The 17,399-nt window shown below is 65.7% G+C and carries 17 protein-coding genes; 8 read left to right on the top strand and 9 right to left on the bottom strand.

All coding sequences use genetic code 11. The features are described from left to right. Window positions 1-85: 85 nt before the first annotated feature. On the bottom strand, window positions 86-952 hold the full coding sequence (locus AIOL_RS12060; protein ID WP_049643203.1) for a hypothetical protein: 867 nt from the start codon (window positions 950-952) through the stop codon (window positions 86-88). Between the two features lie 293 nt (window positions 953-1,245). Here AIOL_RS12060 and AIOL_RS12055 point away from each other — a divergent pair, with 293 nt between their 5' ends. Beyond that, complete coding sequence (locus AIOL_RS12055) at window positions 1,246-1,827, top strand: hypothetical protein (RefSeq protein ID WP_235438991.1); 582 nt, start codon at window positions 1,246-1,248, stop codon at window positions 1,825-1,827. 164 nt (window positions 1,828-1,991) lie between these two features. Here the strand turns inward: AIOL_RS12055 and AIOL_RS12050 are convergent, their stop codons facing one another. From AIOL_RS12050 to ccmI, 3 genes are all read right to left on the bottom strand, one after another. Further along, on the bottom strand, window positions 1,992-2,234 hold the full coding sequence (locus AIOL_RS12050) for a DUF1289 domain-containing protein (RefSeq protein ID WP_049643201.1): 243 nt from the start codon (window positions 2,232-2,234) through the stop codon (window positions 1,992-1,994). A 29-nt stretch (window positions 2,235-2,263) separates the two neighbouring features. Continuing rightward, complete coding sequence (ruvX, locus tag AIOL_RS12045; protein ID WP_049643200.1) at window positions 2,264-2,743, bottom strand: Holliday junction resolvase RuvX; 480 nt, start codon at window positions 2,741-2,743, stop codon at window positions 2,264-2,266. A 118-nt stretch (window positions 2,744-2,861) separates the two neighbouring features. Then, window positions 2,862-4,112 carry a c-type cytochrome biogenesis protein CcmI gene (gene ccmI / locus AIOL_RS12040; protein WP_049643199.1) on the bottom strand — a complete coding sequence of 417 codons (1,251 nt, stop codon included), beginning with the start codon at window positions 4,110-4,112 and terminating at the stop codon, window positions 2,862-2,864. Between the two features lie 207 nt (window positions 4,113-4,319). On the opposite strand from ccmI, the gene AIOL_RS12035 reads away from it, so the two are divergent. The 5 genes from AIOL_RS12035 (at window position 4,320) to AIOL_RS12015 (ending at window position 10,193) form a co-directional block, all read left to right on the top strand. Further along, the gene (locus tag AIOL_RS12035) at window positions 4,320-5,564 is read left to right on the top strand and encodes a sarcosine oxidase subunit beta family protein (RefSeq protein ID WP_049645416.1); all 1,245 of its coding nucleotides are present in this window, start codon (window positions 4,320-4,322) and stop codon (window positions 5,562-5,564) included. Window positions 5,565-5,963: 399 nt separating this feature from the next. Beyond that, window positions 5,964-6,182 carry a hypothetical protein gene (locus tag AIOL_RS12030; RefSeq protein WP_049643198.1) on the top strand — a complete coding sequence of 73 codons (219 nt, stop codon included), beginning with the start codon at window positions 5,964-5,966 and terminating at the stop codon, window positions 6,180-6,182. A gap of 132 nt (window positions 6,183-6,314) precedes the next feature. Next, entirely contained in the window at window positions 6,315-6,644 is a 330-nt protein-coding gene (locus AIOL_RS12025; RefSeq protein WP_049643197.1) for a sarcosine oxidase subunit delta, read from the top strand. Beyond that, window positions 6,641-9,652 carry a sarcosine oxidase subunit alpha family protein gene (locus AIOL_RS12020; RefSeq protein ID WP_049643196.1) on the top strand — a complete coding sequence of 1,004 codons (3,012 nt, stop codon included), beginning with the start codon at window positions 6,641-6,643 and terminating at the stop codon, window positions 9,650-9,652. Before AIOL_RS12025 ends, AIOL_RS12020 begins: the two co-directional genes overlap by 4 nt. Next, window positions 9,645-10,193 (top strand): sarcosine oxidase subunit gamma, encoded by a 549-nt coding sequence (locus AIOL_RS12015; RefSeq protein WP_049643195.1) that lies wholly within the window; start codon window positions 9,645-9,647, stop codon window positions 10,191-10,193. Before AIOL_RS12020 ends, AIOL_RS12015 begins: the two co-directional genes overlap by 8 nt. Window positions 10,194-10,200: 7 nt before the next feature. Here the strand turns inward: AIOL_RS12015 and AIOL_RS12010 are convergent, their stop codons facing one another. Both AIOL_RS12010 and AIOL_RS12005 read right to left on the bottom strand, forming a co-directional pair. After that, on the bottom strand, window positions 10,201-10,680 hold the full coding sequence (locus AIOL_RS12010) for a hypothetical protein (protein WP_049643194.1): 480 nt from the start codon (window positions 10,678-10,680) through the stop codon (window positions 10,201-10,203). A gap of 337 nt (window positions 10,681-11,017) precedes the next feature. Next, window positions 11,018-12,085, bottom strand: a complete 1,068-nt coding sequence (locus AIOL_RS12005) for an NAD(P)/FAD-dependent oxidoreductase (RefSeq protein WP_049643193.1) — start codon at window positions 12,083-12,085, stop codon at window positions 11,018-11,020. 97 nt (window positions 12,086-12,182) lie between these two features. Between AIOL_RS12005 and AIOL_RS12000 the strand changes: the two genes are divergently transcribed. After that, complete coding sequence (locus tag AIOL_RS12000) at window positions 12,183-13,013, top strand: nitroreductase family protein (protein WP_053101257.1); 831 nt, start codon at window positions 12,183-12,185, stop codon at window positions 13,011-13,013. A gap of 51 nt (window positions 13,014-13,064) precedes the next feature. Here the strand turns inward: AIOL_RS12000 and AIOL_RS11995 are convergent, their stop codons facing one another. Beyond that, the gene (locus AIOL_RS11995) at window positions 13,065-14,915 is read right to left on the bottom strand and encodes a LysM peptidoglycan-binding domain-containing protein (protein ID WP_082152561.1); all 1,851 of its coding nucleotides are present in this window, start codon (window positions 14,913-14,915) and stop codon (window positions 13,065-13,067) included. 103 nt (window positions 14,916-15,018) lie between these two features. Here AIOL_RS11995 and AIOL_RS11990 point away from each other — a divergent pair, with 103 nt between their 5' ends. Further along, entirely contained in the window at window positions 15,019-15,576 is a 558-nt protein-coding gene (locus tag AIOL_RS11990) for an LOG family protein (protein ID WP_049643191.1), read from the top strand. Here the strand turns inward: AIOL_RS11990 and rarD are convergent. After that, a complete protein-coding gene (gene rarD, locus AIOL_RS11985) occupies window positions 15,513-16,457 on the bottom strand; it encodes an EamA family transporter RarD (protein WP_049643190.1) in 945 nt (314 codons plus the stop codon). The genes AIOL_RS11990 and rarD overlap by 64 nt on opposite strands. Further along, on the bottom strand, window positions 16,454-17,272 hold the full coding sequence (locus AIOL_RS11980) for a metallophosphoesterase (RefSeq protein WP_160314477.1): 819 nt from the start codon (window positions 17,270-17,272) through the stop codon (window positions 16,454-16,456). Before AIOL_RS11980 ends, rarD begins: the two co-directional genes overlap by 4 nt. Between the last annotated feature and the right edge of the window lie 127 nt (window positions 17,273-17,399).

Raw genomic sequence — 17,399 nt, 5'->3', positions numbered from 1 at the left:
CTATTTCGAGTGTTCGTTCTTCTCCCGCGCGCCCAGGTGGGTGAGCCACGGTGTTATTGACACCACGTCCCGCCTGGGTGCGATTTTAACCCGTCTTCCTGTCCAAGGCATGTGCGATCAATGTGGCGAGCCCGTCGCTGTTTTTGACCTGCGAGACCTCTTCGGCAGAGATCTTAATGCCCCAATTGCGCGCCATCGCAGCATAGCGCGGCGCGCGATGGGCCATCGCGCGGGCATAGGTCCAGCGGATAAAGGCGTCCGGGTCCACAGACGATTCGGTCTGCCCCGTGTCGCTGCAATAGTCGCTCCAGGCCTGCGCCAGAAAAGCGGGCTGATAGCACATTGGCTTGGGCGCCTTGTCGAAACGGTGGATGAGGGCCTCGGTATCGGCCTCGGTGCCCTCGATCCAGACCATCAGCACGGCTTGCGACAGGGCCGTAAGCACGGGGTCGTTGGAGTTCTCTGGATCCACAACCTCGCAGATCGACCCGCCGCTGTCGCACACAAAGTTCGGATAGCCATAGATGCGCTCTGACCGCTCGGCGAAGTAGGGCGTGTCCAGAAGCGCCAGGGTCTCGGCCTGTTCGTGCTGGGCCTGGCGTCGCTGGTACTCTGCGATGGGCAGGCCGCCCTTGGACGGATCGCCGGGCTTGCCCAGATAGGTCGACAGCGGTGAGAGGTTCTCGAACGAGATGTTCGACCCGATATAGATGGAATCGCTCATCAAGAGCTCGCGCAGCAGCGGCACCTGCATGGCCAGCGCCTTGGCGTTGTCCGTGATGTACTCGCCCATGTAGCGCGTGCCGATGCGGTAATCGACAGAGTAGTGATACCACTGCCCGGTCGCGCGCAGCATGTTGGACAGGTATGTCTTGCCGAGGCCCGACATCCCAAAGAGCAGCACGCGCTTCTGCGGCGCCGCCAACCATTCCTTGCCAGAGCTGTAAATCATGGACCTTCCCCGAAGCTGCGCCTACCTATCTGAAAGCAGAGGACGAAATCCAGATGGTTTTGCGAGTGGATGCGATGCGATCAGATGCGGGGGCACAATTCCGGCGCGATGGGTGGTGCCGCTTGCCCTGGGCAAGGGACGTGGCCGATTGGGGCAGGGCGGTGCGGCCCTTCGCCGTCGCCGCCGTTGCAGACCCAACGCACGCAGAGTGGGTGCGCTGCGGCGGGACGTGGTTTGCGGGTGTGAACGCGTTGGGTAATGACGCCTCAGGGGCGGTCGGCGGGTCAGGCGCAATGCCCCAAAGCGTGGTGTCGGCGCTGGATGCGCTTGGGCTGGGGGCGCGCGAATGGGACCGCGCACAGATATCCGTGACCTATCCGGGCTATCCAAAGCCCGGCGAGGGCGAGAGCGATGCGGGCTTTCGGTTTCGCCGCGACCGAGATGCGGCGCATGTGGATGGGCTCTTGCCGGTGGGCGCGGCGCGGCGGCGCATGCTGCACGAGCCGCATGCCTTCGTCCTTGGGCTGCCGCTGACAGAGACCGGCGCGGGGGCCAGCCCGCTTGTGGTCTGGTGCGGCAGTCACGAGAGGATGCGCGACGCTTTGGGTGCGGCTCTACAAGAACACCCTGCCGCGCGGTGGTCAGAGATCGACCTCACGGATGTCTACCAAGACGCGCGGCGGGCGTGCTTTGAGCGATGCGAGCGGGTCGAGCTGCATGCGCGCCCGGGCGAGGCCTATATTGTGCATCGCCTTGCCCTGCATGGCGTGGCCCCCTGGCAGGAGGGCGCCGCGGCGCCGCCTGAGGGACGCATGATAGCCTATTTCCGCCCGGAGCTTTCCGCACCGGTGACGCGCTGGATCGCAGATCCTTGAACGATCCCAGCGTTAGGGCGCATTCGACGAGTGGTTTTTTTGTGTGCGGCGGCGGAAGCCTTCAAGGCTTCCGATACGATTTCATGTGATGAAATCGGCGCGCCGCGCGCGTTTCGAGATTGGCGATGAGACGCGCAGCTGTCCTGGGCAGTTTCGGCCTCGGCTCAAGTTTTAAGCCGCGCGGCGCGCCCGCCACGCCGACGCATGATCTGCCCCGCGCGCTCGGGCAGGGCGGCCATAATCTCTCGCCGTGCCTCCGGCGTCATTCGCGTCCAGGCGGCGATTTCTTCGGGCGTGCGGTAACACCCGGTGCAGATCCGCGCCGCAGGGTGCACCACGCAGATCCGCACGCAGGGGCTTTCGATCTCTTGGCGAGACCAGATGTCGTCTTCGCTGGTATGCTGCACGTGCCCGCCCTTTGAATTTCCCGCCGAACCTATAGCCCGGAACCTCTGATATTCCGTAACCGATCCAACGCTCCTTGCAAGATATACCCGGCGGCGACGTGATCTATCACCTCGCTGCGACGTTTGCGTGTCGTATCTGCCTCAAGCAGTGCGCGCTCTGCGGCGACCGTGGACAAGCGCTCGTCCCAGTAGGTGATGGGGATATCGGTCAGGGCGCCGAGGTTGCGCGCAAAGGCGCGGGTTGCCTGGCACCTTGGCCCTTCGCTGCCATCCATGTTCAATGGCAGGCCCAGAACGATACCGGCTATGTTGCGGTCGTCGATTATTTTCAGAAGCTTAGCGGCGTCCAGGCCGAATTTTTTGCGACGGATCGTCTCCAGCGGGGTGGCGATCGAAAGCAGGCCATCGGAGACCGCGACGCCGATCGTAGCGGTGCCAAGGTCTAGCCCAGCCAGGGCGCGGCCAAAGGGTAAGCTGGCTGCGAAATCGGTGATGTCTTCACAAATCATGAACGCCGCGCGCGGGAGAGGCCGCGGGCCCCACCCATTTCCATGGGGCACCGATTCGGTGAAGATTTCGCTAAATTTTTGTCCATTTCGGCAATTGTGATCCCTGTCCGCGCATTCGTCACTGCGCCACCCCCGCGCGCTGCGCCGCGGCGCGGACCAGCGCCAGCCCGTCGGGGTCCTGTGCGAAGACTTCCTGCGCCTTGGACCAGGTCGCCGCCGCGCGTTCGCGCTGGCCCAGGACTCCCAGCGCGTTCACAAGCCGCGCGTATTCCTCGGCCGTGCCGTCCTGGGTGGCCAGGCGCTCGGCCAGCCCCTCGACCATGCCCTGGATCATCGCCTGTTGATCCTGCGCGTCCAGTTCAGAGGCGGCCTGGATGTCCTCGGCGCTGGGCCCGGGCAGGGCGGGCGCGGCTGCTCGGAAGCGCTCTGGGATTTCGTAGCGCATGCCGGCGGCCGCGGCGATGTCTTCGATCTCGGCCAGGATCGGCGGCGTCCAGGGCGCGCGCACCGAGCTCTCCTGCAGGAGCTGCCGCCAGATCTCTAGCGCGCGGTCGGGCCGCGCCGATTGCGCGAACATCAGGCCAAGGTAATAGCGCGCGGTGCCGTTCTGCGGGTCAATCTCGAGCGTCTTGAGCGCGGCCTGCTCGGCCTCGGGTGAGACGTGGCCATCGACGGCGGCAACCAGGATCTCGGCCCAGGCGGCGTAGTCCGAGGCGCTGGCCTTGTCGCCCTTGAGCCTGATGATGTCGGCGATGGCGCGGTGCCCGGCGCGGTAGTTGCCAAGGCGGATCTCGTTTTGGGCCAGGAACATCTGCCCTTGCAGGTCCTCTGGGTTCTGGGCGACCTTGGCGCGCAATTGCTCCATGATCTCAATGAACTCGGCGTCGGTGCCCGGCGGCGGCACGAAGGGCGTGGCGTCGCGGGCCTCGAACTCGGCCTGGCTGGGGCGGCTCAACCGGGCGGCCTCCGCCTCGGCCACGCGCCGCGTCAGCGGGCGGTCATCCGCGCCCGGCGTGCCAATCCAGGCATAGAGCCCGCCGCTTGCCAAGAGGATCGCGGCCAAGAGCGTGAAGGCCAGCCGGCGCGACAGCGCACCGGGCGCCTCGCCTGCCTGGGCGCGCTGCGTGGAATCCGCCGCCAAGAGCCGCCGCGAGACCTCGACGCGGATGCGCTCTGCCTCGTCCGCGGCAATGACGCCGCGGGCCAGATCGCGCTCTACCTCGGACAGCTGATCGCGATAGACCTGCATGTCGGGGTGCTCGCCCGGCGCGTCGGCGCGCCCACGCACCAGCGCCAGCGCCAAAAGCGCCGCAACCGCGCCCGCAAGGCCCACGGCCACCGCCCAGAAGAAGATCACGCCCAGTCCCATGGCTTCCCTCTATCCTGCGCGGGCATGGGACAAAAGCCCCGCGCGGGCCCCCTGCGGCATCAAGGCCCTCTGCGCGGCGCACTGGCCGGGTGTTATGTCGCAATCACCCCCTTTTGCGGCGCGCAGAGCCTTGGCACCTTGCCGCGGCCATTGCATTACAGCGCGAACGTCAGAATCGCCCGCGCCATGCGCCCCTTGGAGTGCCATATGAAACGCTATTCCGCCTTTGCCATCGCCCGCGAGGCCCTGCGCGACCACATGGGCTGGACCCGCGCCTGGGAGAGCCCAGAGCCGCGCGCGCAATACGACGTGATCATCATCGGCGCCGGCGGGCACGGGCTGGCCACGGCCTATCACCTGGGCAAGGAGCATGGCATCACCAATGTGGCGGTGATCGAGAAGGGCTGGCTGGGCGGCGGCAACACGGGCCGCAACACCACGATCATCCGCTCGAACTACCTGCAAGATCCCTCTGCGGCGATCTACGAGAAGGCGCGCAGCCTCTACGAGACGCTCAGCCAGGACCTGAACTACAACGTGATGTTCAGCCCGCGCGGGGTGATCATGCTGGCGCAGACCGAGCATGAGGTGCGCGGCTACAAGCGCACCGCGCATGCCAACGCCCTGCAGGGCGTGGCGACCGAGTATATCGGGCCACAGAAGGTGAAAGAGCTCTGCCCGATCATCTGCCTGGACGGGCCGCGCTATCCGGTGCTGGGCGGGCTCTGGCAGGCGCGCGGCGGCACGGCGCGCCACGACGCGGTGGCCTGGGGTTACGCGCGGGCCTGCTCGGATATGGGCATGCACATTCTGCAGAAATGCGAAGTGACCGGGGTCAAAACCCAGAACGGAAAAGTGACCGGGGTCACCACGAGCCGGGGCGATATCGGCTGCAACAAGATGGGCATCGTGGTGGCCGGGAATTCCGGGCACCTGGCCGAGATGGCGGGCTTCCGGCTGCCGGTCGAGAGCGTGGCCCTGCAAGCGCTGGTTAGCGAGCCGATCAAGCCCTGCATGGATGTGGTGGTGATGGCCAACACGGTGCATGGCTATATGAGCCAGTCCGACAAGGGCGAGATGGTCATCGGAGGCGGCGCGGACGGCTATAACAACTACACACAGCGCGGCAGCTTCCACCACATCGAAGAGACCGTGCGCGCGCTGATCGAGACCTTCCCGATGATCTCGCGGCTCAAGATGCTGCGGCAATGGGGCGGGATCGTGGACATGACCGGGGACCGCTCGCCGATCATTTCCAAGACGCCTTTGGAGGGCTGTTTCATCAACTGCGGCTGGGGCACCGGCGGGTTCAAGGCGATCCCGGGCTCGGGTTTTGCGATGGCGGAACTTATGGCCACCGGGCGCTCGCCCCTGGCGGCGGAGTTCGGGATGGAGCGGTTCCGCGAGGGCCGGTTCATCGACGAGAGCGTTGCGGCAGGGGTGGCGCATTGATGTGGAGCGGGGCCAAAATCCTTGTAAGGATTTTGTCGAGGATTTTGCAAAATCCTCGCCTGGCCGCACGCGTGCCTAGTGCCAGATCCGCAGCAAACGGCGCCGAGAATTTTGTAAAATTCTCGACAAGAGATTTCCAAATCTCTTGTCCGTTGCACTTCAATTCTGCCGTGGGCGGTTCCCGGGGATGACGGTGGTAGGTATCAATGGTGATGCGCTCGGCACACCGGCTCCCTGTCCGGGATTGCGACCAATATGCGGTTTCTCAGCGGGTTTTGACCGGGCATGGGCGGCCAAACCGGCCAGTCTTGGCGCAATCGCGCCGGGGATTTCCGCCGATATGGACCTAGGCCGCGGCACGGGTGTTTTGATGTCCCCCTCAGAAGAGGAGTACATCTCATGTCTGACTATCAACAGCCCGACTTCCGCCGCCCCGTTGACACCGGCACCGGGCGCGGCGTGCTTATCCCGCTCGCCATCGTGCTTGCCATCTTCGTGGCCCTTGTTGGGCTCGGCGCGCTTACCAGCGGCAGCGGCGAAAGCGACAGCGCCGATGGCGCGCCTGCGGGCGCCGTCGTCGAAGAATCCGCGCCGCTCGTGGCTACGCCGGCGGAATAACACCAACGCACCTATCGCGAATAAATCAGGCGGGCGCCTCTCGGCGCCTGCCTTTTCCTTTGCCCGATTGCGCGCCGACGCAATGCCGACGCAAAACCGACGTGATACCGACCTCGAAAATGGACCTCTGCCATGCTCCTTCTGAGATGCCCCTATTGCGGCGTTGACTGCGATGAAACAGAGCTGAGCCCCGGCGGCGAGGCGCATCTGAAGCGCTTCGGCCCCGGCTCGGAAGACGCCGATTTCGAGGGCTACCTGTTCCAGCGCGAGAACCCCAAGGGCGTGCATTTCGAGCGCTGGCGCCACGCCAATGGCTGCGGCAAGTGGTTCCACGCGGCGCGCTGCACGGTGACGCTGGAGGTATTTGGGACCTACTCGGCGCAGCTCACCGAGCCGCCACAAGACATCAAGGACGCCATCACCGCCAAGCGGCCCGGCTGGCACTGGAGAGAATTCGCATGAGCACGCGTTTGACCCAAGGCGGGCGCCTGATCGACCGCGCGCAGCGCCTGGATTTCACCTTTAATGGCAAGCGCTTAAGCGGCCATCCCGGCGACACGCTGGCCTCGGCCCTGCTGGCCAATGGGCAGATGCTGATGGGGCGGTCGTTCAAGTATCACCGCCCGCGTGGGCCCGTCGCCAGCGGCCCCGAAGAGCCTAACGCGTTGATGCAGATCGGAAAAGAGGGCCGGTTCGAGCCGAACCAGCGCGCCACCGTGCAAGAGCTTTTTGATGGGCTCGAGGCCGCCAGCCAGAACCACTGGCCCAGCCTGGACCATGACGTGGGCGTGGTGAACAACTACATGTCGCGGTTCCTGACCGCGGGGTTCTACTACAAGACCTTCATCCATCCGCGCGCGGCCTGGAAGCATGTGTTCGAGCCCATCATCCGCAAGGCCGCAGGCCTGGGCGCGGCCCCGCAGGACCGCGACGAAGACACCTACGAGCACTACCACACCCATGTGGACGTGCTGGTCGTGGGCGGCGGGATCGCCGGGCTGGCCGCCGCGCGGCAGGCGGGCGCCGCCGGTGCTCAGGTGCTGCTGGTCGAGCAGGGCGCCGAATGGGGTGGCCGCGCCCAGGTGGATGGCGCCGAGATCGACGGTATGAGCGCCGAGGATTGGATCAAGAAGACCCTGCAAGAGCTTGAAGCCATGGAGAATGTCCGGCTTCGCATCCGCTGCATGGGGTCGGGCGTCTATGACCACGGCTACTGCCTGGCCTATGAGCGGCTGACCGATCATTTGACCGAGAAGGACGGCCCGCGGCACCGCCTGTGGAAGATCCGCGCGCGACAGGTCGTGACCGCCACCGGCGCCATCGAGCGCCCGCTGAGCTTTGCCTGCAACGACGTGCCCGGCGTGATGCTGGCGGGGGCCGTGCGTGACTATGTGGTGAATTACGGCGTCTCCCCCGGTGACCGCACTGTGGTCGTGACGAATAACGACGACGCCTATCGCACCGTGATCGCTTTGAAAAACGCCGGGCTCGAAGTGCCCTGCGTGATTGACGCGCGCCAGACCCCCGCCAGCCCACTCATCGACCAGGTGCGCGACATGGGCGTGCGGATCGAGTTCGGGCGCGGCATCGGCAAGGTGAAGGGCGGCAAGCGGGTCGAGGGCATCACCATCGGCATCCAGGGCGGCGAGGGCGCCGTGCTGGAAGAGATCAAATGCGATGCGGTGGCGATGTCCGGCGGCTGGTCCCCGGTGGTGCATCTGTGGTCCCATTGCGGCGGGAAACTGGTCTGGGACGACGCCCAGGCGCATTTCCGGCCCGACCCCGACCGCGCCCCCACCGGCGCCGATGGCGCAGGCTTTGTGCGCTGTGCTGGCATGGCGAACGGGTCTATGAGCACCGCTGAGGTGCTGGCCGATGCCGATGCGCAGGGCCGCGCCGCCGCGATGGCCGCGGGCCACAAGAAGCGCAAGAAAGCCGCGCCCAAGGCCGCGACCGAAACGCCCGCGGCCATCGAGCCGGTCTGGGTCATGCCCCAGGGCGCGCCCTCTGAGCTGCGCCAGAAGATGTGGCTGGACTTCCAGAATGACGTGAAGGTCTCGGACGTGCAGCTCGCCGCGCGCGAGGGCTTCGAGAGCGTCGAGCACACCAAGCGCTACACCACGCTGGGCATGGCCACGGATCAGGGCAAGCTGAGCAATATCAATGGTCTGGCCGTCCTTTCGGACAGCCTTGGCGCGGCGATTCCCGAGGTCGGGACCACCACGTTCCGCCCGCCCTACACGCCGATCTCGATGGGCGCGATTGGCGGCGAGGCGCGCGGCGATGTGTTCCAGCCGCTGCGGCGCTCGCCCATGCATGACTGGCACGACGCCAATGGCGCGTTCTGGGAGCCGGTGGGCCATTGGCGCCGCCCCTATTGCTACCAACGCCCTGGGGAATCGGTCGAAGAGGCCGTGAACCGCGAGGTGCTCAACACCCGCAAGCGCCTCGGCCTGCTGGACGCCTCCACTCTGGGTAAGCTCATCGTCAAGGGGCCGGACGCGGGCAAGTTCCTCGACATGATGTACACCAACATGATGTCCACGCTGAAAGTGGGGCGCTGCCGCTACGGGCTGATGTGCTCGGAGAACGGGTTCCTCTCCGATGACGGCGTGGTAGCGCGGATCGACGAGGACACGTACCTGTGCCACACGACCTCTGGCGGCGCGGACCGGATCCACGCGCATATGGAGGAGTGGCTGCAGACCGAATGGTGGGACTGGCAGGTCTATGTGGTCAACGCCACCGAGCAATACGCCCAGGTCGCCGTGGTCGGCCCGGACGCGCGCAAGGTGCTGGAGACCATCGGCGGGATGGATGTCTCGGCCGAGGCGCTGCCGTTCATGGCCTGGGCCGATGGCGAGATCGGCGGCTTTAAGGTGCGCGTCTATCGCATTAGTTTCTCTGGGGAATTATCCTATGAGATCGCCGTGGACGCGCATCAGGGCGCGGCGTTCTGGGACATGCTGATGGAAGCCGGTGCCGCCTATGGCGCCATGCCCTACGGCACCGAGGCACTGCATATCATGCGCGCCGAGAAGGGCTTTATCATGATCGGCGACGAGACCGACGGCACGGTGATCCCGCAGGATTTGGGGCTGCACTGGGCGGTGTCCAAGAAGAAGGACGACTTCATCGGCAAGCGCGCGCAGGAGCGCTCGTTCATGGTGGATCCCGAGCGCTGGCAGCTTGTGGGGCTGGAGACGGTGGATGGCGGCGTGCTGCCGGACGGCGCCTATGCGGTGGCCGAGGGCGCGAACGCCAACGGGCAGCGCAACGTGCAGGGCCGCGTGACCTCGACCTACCACTCGCCGACGCTGGAGCGCGGCATCGCCATGGGGCTGGTGCTTCACGGACCTGAGCGCATGGGAGAGGTGCTGAACTTCCCTGGCGTGGACGGCACCGAGCAGCAGGCCCGCATCGTCAGCCCGGTTTTCTATGACCCCGAGGGGGAGAAGCAGAATGTCTAACGCGGTATCAGCGCTGAACGGCGCGTCCTTTGAGGGCTATGTGACGGTGACCGATATGGGTCCTGCGGGGATGATCACCCTGCGGGGCGACTTGGGCAGCGCGGCGATCAAGAAGGCCATCGGTATGGCGGTGCCAGCGCCGCTGAAGATCACCAGCAAGGGCGAGAACTCGGTGGCGTGGATGTCGCCGGACGAGCTGTTGGCGTTGTGCCCCTATGAGGTTGCCGACGAGACCGCCGCCAAGATGACCAAGGCCCTAGGAAAGGCGCACTCGCTGGTCGCCAATGTCTCGGACGCGCGGGCATTGATCCGGCTTGAGGGCGCGGATGTGCGCGAGGTTCTGGCCAAGCTCACGCCCGCGGATGTGGCCGCGATGCAGCCGGGCGACCTGCGCCGCTCGCGCCTGGCGCAGATCCCGGCGGCGTTCTGGCTGACCGATGATGAGACCGCTTATGTGATTTGCTTCCGCTCGGTTGCGAAATACACGTTTGATCTGCTGACGACTGTGGCGGCACCAAGCAGTAAATTGGCACCCACCTGAGCGACTTCTAATACTTTAGTGAGGCCACGGTCGCTGATGACATATAAGCGAGCGAAACATAAATATAGGCAGTCTGGAGCCATTGAGGTGCCCAAAACAACAGACCCTCTACGACAGCTTCATATAGCGGTATGAGCTCCCAGGAGTCGTGAATGCCCCACTGATAGATGCCCCAGGCAAGCGTTATGGCGACAACCAGTGGCGCAAAGACGTTTTTTAACGACGCAATGACCCCGACGCCAAAGATGGAGAAGAAGCGATTGGCGAAGCCATATTCGGGCTCCACGGATTCTGGGTCAAAAAGAGATAAGACGCCGTAAACCCCGTAACAAAACAAGACAAACCCAAAAAAAATTGGCGGCGCCGATAGACGCAATACAATTTTTGCCTCATCACACCGTCTATAAGTGACGAAGGTTGCAGCAGCGCCGGAAGCAACGATTAGCGCACTAAAGCCACCGATGAATACATGTAAAACTAAATCCATTTCCGATTTCCAGATCTACCAAGATAAATTTGGACACGTTTGCATCCAAAAATCCAGCGGTCCGTGAAATATGCAAGAAAATTATAAATCTACACTTATTCATCGTGTCTTTGAAGACGCTATTGCTCAAATGAAAGAGATACAATCGTCGCGCCATCAACCATTTAAAGTGACCTGCGCCGCTCGCGCCTGGCGCAGATCCCGGCGGCGTTCTGGTTGACCGATGATGAGACCGCTTATGTGATCTGCTTCCGCTCGGTGGCGAAATACACGTATGATCTACTGACGACCGTGGCGGTGCGGGGCAGCGAGGTCGGCTAGGGCTCAAAACGCAGTCCTATAGGGCCGCGCGCTCATGCGGGCTTGCCCAGTCGCGACCCAAGCCGTAGCGGCCCAGGTCGTGGCGCGCGGGCTGCCCGGTCAGGTTATCTGCCAGGGCCTCGGCGATCACCGGCGCAAGGGTCATGCCCGAATGCGTCACCGCCAGCCACACACCGTCCAGCCCGCTTGGCCCAACGATCGGAAAGCCGTCCTTGGGGATCGGGCGGTTGCGCCGCGTGACCTCGACCACGGGCGCCTCGGTCAACCCTGGGACCAGGGCACGCAGTGCCGCCGCCGCATCCGAGGCCATAAGGTCATCCGCGCGTTCCGGTGTCTTGGCCAAGGACGAGGACATCAAAACCGCGCCGTCCGCGCCCTGCCAAAGGTCCAGCTTTGGCGTTGCCATCACGCAGGGCAATTGGATCGGCAGGGGCGCGGTACGCATCAGGATGCCAGGGCTTTGGCGCAGCGGCACGTCGATGCCAGCGCTGGCCAGCAGGTCGCCCGTCGCATTCCCCGCGCAGATCACCGTCTTGGCCGCCTCCAGTTGCTCGCCCGAGGCAAGCGTCACGCGCCCGGCTTCCACCGTTTCGACCAAGCCGCGGATCAGCCACGCCCCAGCGGCAAGCGCTTGCGCCGTCATCCAGTCTGTGATGCGCGCGGGATCGGCATAACCCTCGCGCGGCAGCAGCAATGCGGCCTCCGGCGCGTTCAGGCCAGGGATGCGCGCCTCAAGAGCGGCCCTGTCCAGGGCCAAAGCCGCCCAGCCAAGCGCATTCATCCGCTCTTCCTGCGCGCGGACTGCGCCTGCATCGTCGCCCCACAAGAGCGCGCCGGGGAAGAAGGCCGGGCAGTCGGGATGGGCGTCCTTGAGCGCGTGCCAGAGCTCCATGGAGGCGCGGCGCAGCTGGGCATAGCCCATATCCGCCGTAGAGGAGGCGTTCAGCCAGCCCAACGAGCCCAGCGAGGTCCGCCGATCAGGCGTATCCGCGTCAACGATCACCGGGCGCGCGCCGCGCCGCGCCAACTCCCGCGCCAGTGTCGCCCCCAGGATGCCGCCGCCGATTATGAGAATCTCGTTCATGCGCGGGATGCTCTGTTCAGCGGGGTCGAAAGTAAAGCCGCGCGGCATTTCTTTCCGCGCCCGCGGGCCCTAAACTTGGCGCAACGGAGGGGCGGTCATGAGCGACGAACTCAACGAGATCATGCGGGCGCGGTTCGGCGAGGCGCTGGATCTGGCGGAGGTGTCGGATGCGGCGCAAGCGGCTGTCACCGGCATCATTGGGCGCGGGTCCTGCCGCGCGTTCCGCGCAGAGCCGGTCAGCGAGGCGCATCTAAGGCTGATTGCCGCCGCTTCGCTCTCTGCGCCCTCCAAGAGTGACTTGCAGCAGCGCGACGTCATTTTGCTGCTCGACCCCGCGCGGTTGGCCCGGGTCAAGGCGTTGCTGGGCGCGCAGGAATGGATTGCCAAGGCCCCGGCGTTGATGCTGTTTTGCGCCAACAACCGGCGGCAGCGCCAGGCGCATGCGCATTGGGGGCGCGATTTTGCCAATGATCATCTGGACGCGTTCTTTAACGCCTCCGTGGATGCGGGGATCGGCCTTGCCACTGCGATATCTGCCGCCGAGGCCATGGGGCTGGGCTGTTGCCCGATCAGCACGATCCGCAACCACCTGGCCGAGACCCGCGACCTTCTGGGCCTGCCTGATCACGTCTTCCCGGTGGCCGCGCTGGCGATTGGCTGGCCGGTCTACCCGAGCCCGCGCGTCACGCCGCGCCTGGCGCTGGACGCCACCGTGCATGTGGACGCCTATCGGGACGCGCCGATCGACGCTGTGCTGACAGAATACGAGGCGCGGCGCGGTGGGATGACGGGCGCGCCGCGCAACCCCGACATTTACGGCTCGGCAGAGCCCTATAGCTGGTCAGACGACAAAACGCGCCAATACGGGCAGCCCGAGCGCGCCGATTTCGGCGCGTTCATCAGGCAGATCGGGTATAAGCTCGACTAAGGCGTTTCGTTTGAAGACTGGATGCAGGTTTTTCGCGATCCGCGGGAGGCGCTATTGCGCATCCGGCACCGCGAAGACCTGGCCCGGATAGATCAGGTTAGGGTCGCGGATCCGGTCGCGGTTGGCCTCGAACACCCGCACATAAAGCAGACCTTCGCCGTATTTCTCTGACGCGATGCCCCAAAGCGTGTTGCCGGGCTGCACCGTGACCACGCCGACGCCGCCGCGTGTGATGGCGTCGCGCTGGTCGAGCAGCGACAGCAGGGCCGGGGCCTCGCGTTTGAACGGCGTCTCGACGCGGGCGGTGACCTGGCCGGTGTCGTCGATCTGGTCGACGCGCAGGGTATAGGTGCCGGTGTCGACCTCGGGCAGGGGGGTCTGCCACTGCCCGTCGATGCCCACGCGGGTGGTCTGGATCGGCTTGTTGTCCAGATAGACCCGCACAAAACCCTCGCCGCTGCTGCGCCCACCCAGTGCTACGTCGCCGGTCGGCTCGTAGGTGATGGTGTCGATGATCACGGTCTGCGTGTTGGTGGGGCTGCCGTCGCCGCCATCCTGGAGCACGCGGATGCCGCTGTCATCGGCCAAGAGGACCGAGGGCGCGCGCGGCTCATCCGCGGTTGCGGTTTCTACGGCCGTTTCTGGTTCTGAGGCGACGCTCGCCTCAGTCGAAGCGGGCACCGGCTCGGATTGCGCCGTCTCGGTTTCTGCGCCCGCATCATCTTGGTTTGCGTCAGTAGAGGCTGTCTCGGTCTGAGCTGGCGCTTCGGGCGTTGTTGGCTGGGTCTGGGTGACCTCAGTTTCCTCTGCCGCGGCGTCATTGGTTGATGCGGTCTCTGTGTCCGCGTCCTGCGGAGCCTCTGGCGCCGCGATGTCCTTGGAGGCGACTTGGGTTTCCGGAGCCGGTTCGGCGTTTTCAGGGGCGATTGCGACGACACTCGGGGCAGGTGCCTCCGGTGTCGGCTCGACGGCTGCCGTGTTGGTCGACGGTTCAAGGGCGATCTTGGGCGCAACTTGCGTCGAGACGGGTTCTGCCGGCGCATCGGCGACGGCGTCCTCGGGCACGGAGGACAGACCGGCGACCTGCTCTGGGCTTGGCGCTGGGGTGGTCGTGTCGAGGGATGGGGCGGTGTCGCCAGCGGGGGCCTCAGCGGTGTCTTCCGGGGCGTCGGTTGCGGGCTCGGGGGCGATCTTTTCGACGGCCTCTGGTTTATCGGCGGGCGTGCCGCTTTGGGCCGGCAGCTCTGGCTTGGGTTCGGCAAGAGCGGCGACGTCAACCGCTGCGGGCTCGGGGTCCGCGGTTGTGCTGGCCTCGGCGTCTGCGGTTTCTGGGGTGGCCACTTGCCCTGGGGACACGGTGCCGGTCTCGGCCACCACGACGGGGTCCTGGGCCGGGGCCGGGGGGGCGATGATCACCGTGGCGGTCGAACGCAGCGGGTCCGCGCCGTCAACATCCATCAGCAGGCTGACGGTTTGCTCGCGCTGCACCGGGGGGATCGAGAACAGGAAGGCAAAGCTGCCGCCCTTATCCGCGCTGGCGCGGTGGACCTCGGTGCCGTCCAAGAGCACGGCCACTGACGCGTCCGGCGTGGCCTGCCCGGCGACCACGGCGGTGCCGTCGGGCTCGACGCGCACGAGGTCGAAGCTGGGCGGCGAAGGTATATCGGCGGCGGGCGTGTCGTTGCTTGCCGATGCGGCCGCATCCGCCTTAACATTGGCGCCGGAGCCGGCATCTTCGGACGCCGCGGCAGATACTTCGCTTGCAGGAACCGTGGGCGCGGGCGCAGTCTCGTCCGGGAACTCCCCGAACGGCCCATAGATCAGCGCCGTGCCGACCACGGCGACCACCGCTGCACCGGCGGCCACGCCGCCAATTCCACCCAATCCGGCCAGTTTACTCATTGTGTTTCCCCAAGGCCCACGGCGAGAATCCCCAAAGCCGCGGTTGATCGACAATATCAACGCGGCTAACAGGGGTCAAAACCCATTCCCGTGAGAGGTTACCATGGCGCGAATTGCCACATCCGTTTGTGTCTTTTGTGGCGCAAGGCCCGGAAATTCCGGGGTTTTCGTCGCTCAGGCGCAAGAAATGGGCGCGGCGCTCGCCCACGAGGGCTGGCGGCTGGTCTTCGGCGCGGGCGATCGCGGCATCATGGGCGCGGTGGCTGAGTCGCACCGCACTGCGGGCGGCGAGAGCCTCGGCGTGATCCCAACCCACCTCATGGGGTTCGAGAGCGCCAACGCCCAGGGCGACACTTTGGTGATCACCGAGAACATGCACGAGCGTAAGAAGGTCATGTTCATGAACTCCGACGCCGTGGTGGTGCTGCCGGGCGGGGCAGGCTCGCTGGACGAGTTCTTTGAGGTGCTGACCTGGCGGCAGCTTGGGCTGCACCAAAAGCCCATCGTGTTGATCAATGTCGAGGGTTACTGGGACCCGCTTTTGGCGCTGATCGACAGCGTGATCGACCGCGGCTTCGCGGATGCGTCGCTGCGGGATTACTTCTCTGTTGCGGCCTCGGTCGACGACGCCATGGCCGCCCTGCGCGCGGCCCTTTCCTGACGCAGCGCCTCGAGCGAATAGACCGCCAGGGCCAGCCAGATCAGCGGGAAGGCGATGCCGTGCCAGCGCGTGAAGGGCTCGGCAAAGATCGCCACGGCCAGCAGGAATTGCAGTGTTGGGTTGAGGTACTGCATCAGCCCTACGGTGGCCAACTGCAGCCGCCGCGCGCCGAAGGCGAAAAGCATCATCGGGCCCGCCGTCATCGGACCGCTCAGCACCAGGATCAGGCTGTCGCGCCAGGACGTGCCAAAGGCGCCCACCGCGGTCTCCGTCAGTGCCACCCAGCCATGGGCGTGCACGCCCCAGAGCCAGACCAGCGCGAAGGGCGTGAACAATAGCACCTCTGCGGTCACCGATACCACCGGCCCGGTGCGCGCGTTCTTCGTGAGCACGCTGTAGGCGCCGAAGGTCGCTGCCAGGATCAGCGACAGATAGGGCGGCACGCCCAGGCCCACCGTCAGCACCAGCACGCCGGTGCCCGCCAGCGCCACCGCCGCCAGCTTGGCCCGCCCAAGCGCCTCGCCAAAGAACACCACGCCGAGAAGCACGGAGAGGAGCGGGAAGATGAAATAGCCCAGCGAGGCCTCCATCACCCGGTCCACCTGCACCGCCCAGATAAATAGCGTCCAGTTGACCGAGACCATGGCCGCGGCGACGCAGATGCGCCAGCCTTCACCGGGCGCGCGCAGGGCGCGGGTGATCTCGGCCAACCGCCCCTGCAGCGCAAGATAGAGCCCAAAGAGAACCAGCGACCACACGGTGCGATGGCTCAACACCTCCAGCGGCGGCACGTGGTCGATGAGCTTGTAAAAGGCCGGGCTGAGCCCCCAGATCACATTCGCGGCGACAAGCGCGATCAGACCCTGCGCGGCGGGCCTCATGTGCTCGGCCCCGCAATCTCGACGAGTGTGATCTCGGGCACGGTGCCAATGCGCAGCGGGATCGAAGAGGCGCCGAGCCCGGCAGAGACCACAAGGTGGCGGCCGCGCTCTTCGAAATGCCCATAGGCGTAGCGCGTGCCGTGCCGCGAGGGGGCATAAAGCGCGCGGCCAAACAACCGCAGTTGCCCGGCATGGGTGTGCCCAGAGAGCGTCAGCACCACGCGCGGGTCGGCGATGTCGGGGAAGATATCCGGCTCATGGGCAAGCAGCACGATGGGGTCATCGCCTGGGGCTTGGCGCAGGGCCGCCTCTAGGTCGTCGCGCCCGGCGCGCTCTTTGCGCCACCACGAGCGCCCCTTGATGGCTTGCTGCGAGGTGATCCCGGCCAGCCAGATGTCATCGCGGCCGGGGCGCTGCGCCTGGTTTTCCAGAAAGGTGAACCCGGCGGCTTCTAGATGGGCCTGTGCGGCCACGGGGCCGGCCTTGCGGGCCTGCGCGGCGGGGTCATCATGCCAGTCGTGGTTGCCGAGCACGGCAAAGGCACCGAGCGGTGCGGATAGGCCTTTCAAGGCCTCGGCTCCGGCGGCGACATTGGCCTGGACGCGGGGCTTGCCGTGCCCGCCCGCCAGATCCCCCAGAAACACCACCAGGTCAGGGCAGAGCGCCGCGACGCGGCGCTTGACCGCCTCCATGCGGGCAGCGCTCATTGGGGCAAACCCCCAATGGATGTCCGACAGGATCGCGATGCGCAGCATCGCCCGCCGGCCCCAAAGAGGGCTCTCAATCCGCCAGCGCTGGACATGAAATCGGGTCATCGGCGCTAGGACCGAGCCCATCGCGCCTCTGCGCCCCCATCGGACCAGGCGCTTGGATGTGTTCCGGGGGCTCACGGCGCCGCGCACTCCAAAATAAAGCGACCGCCCGTCCGAAGGAGGGGCGGTC

It is taken from the genome of Candidatus Rhodobacter oscarellae, from assembly GCF_001078595.1.
Lineage (GTDB): Bacteria > Pseudomonadota > Alphaproteobacteria > Rhodobacterales > Rhodobacteraceae > Rhodobacter_B > Rhodobacter_B oscarellae.
The sequence above is the reverse complement of the archived record's forward strand: the minus strand, read 5'-3'. Positions and strand labels throughout refer to the sequence as shown.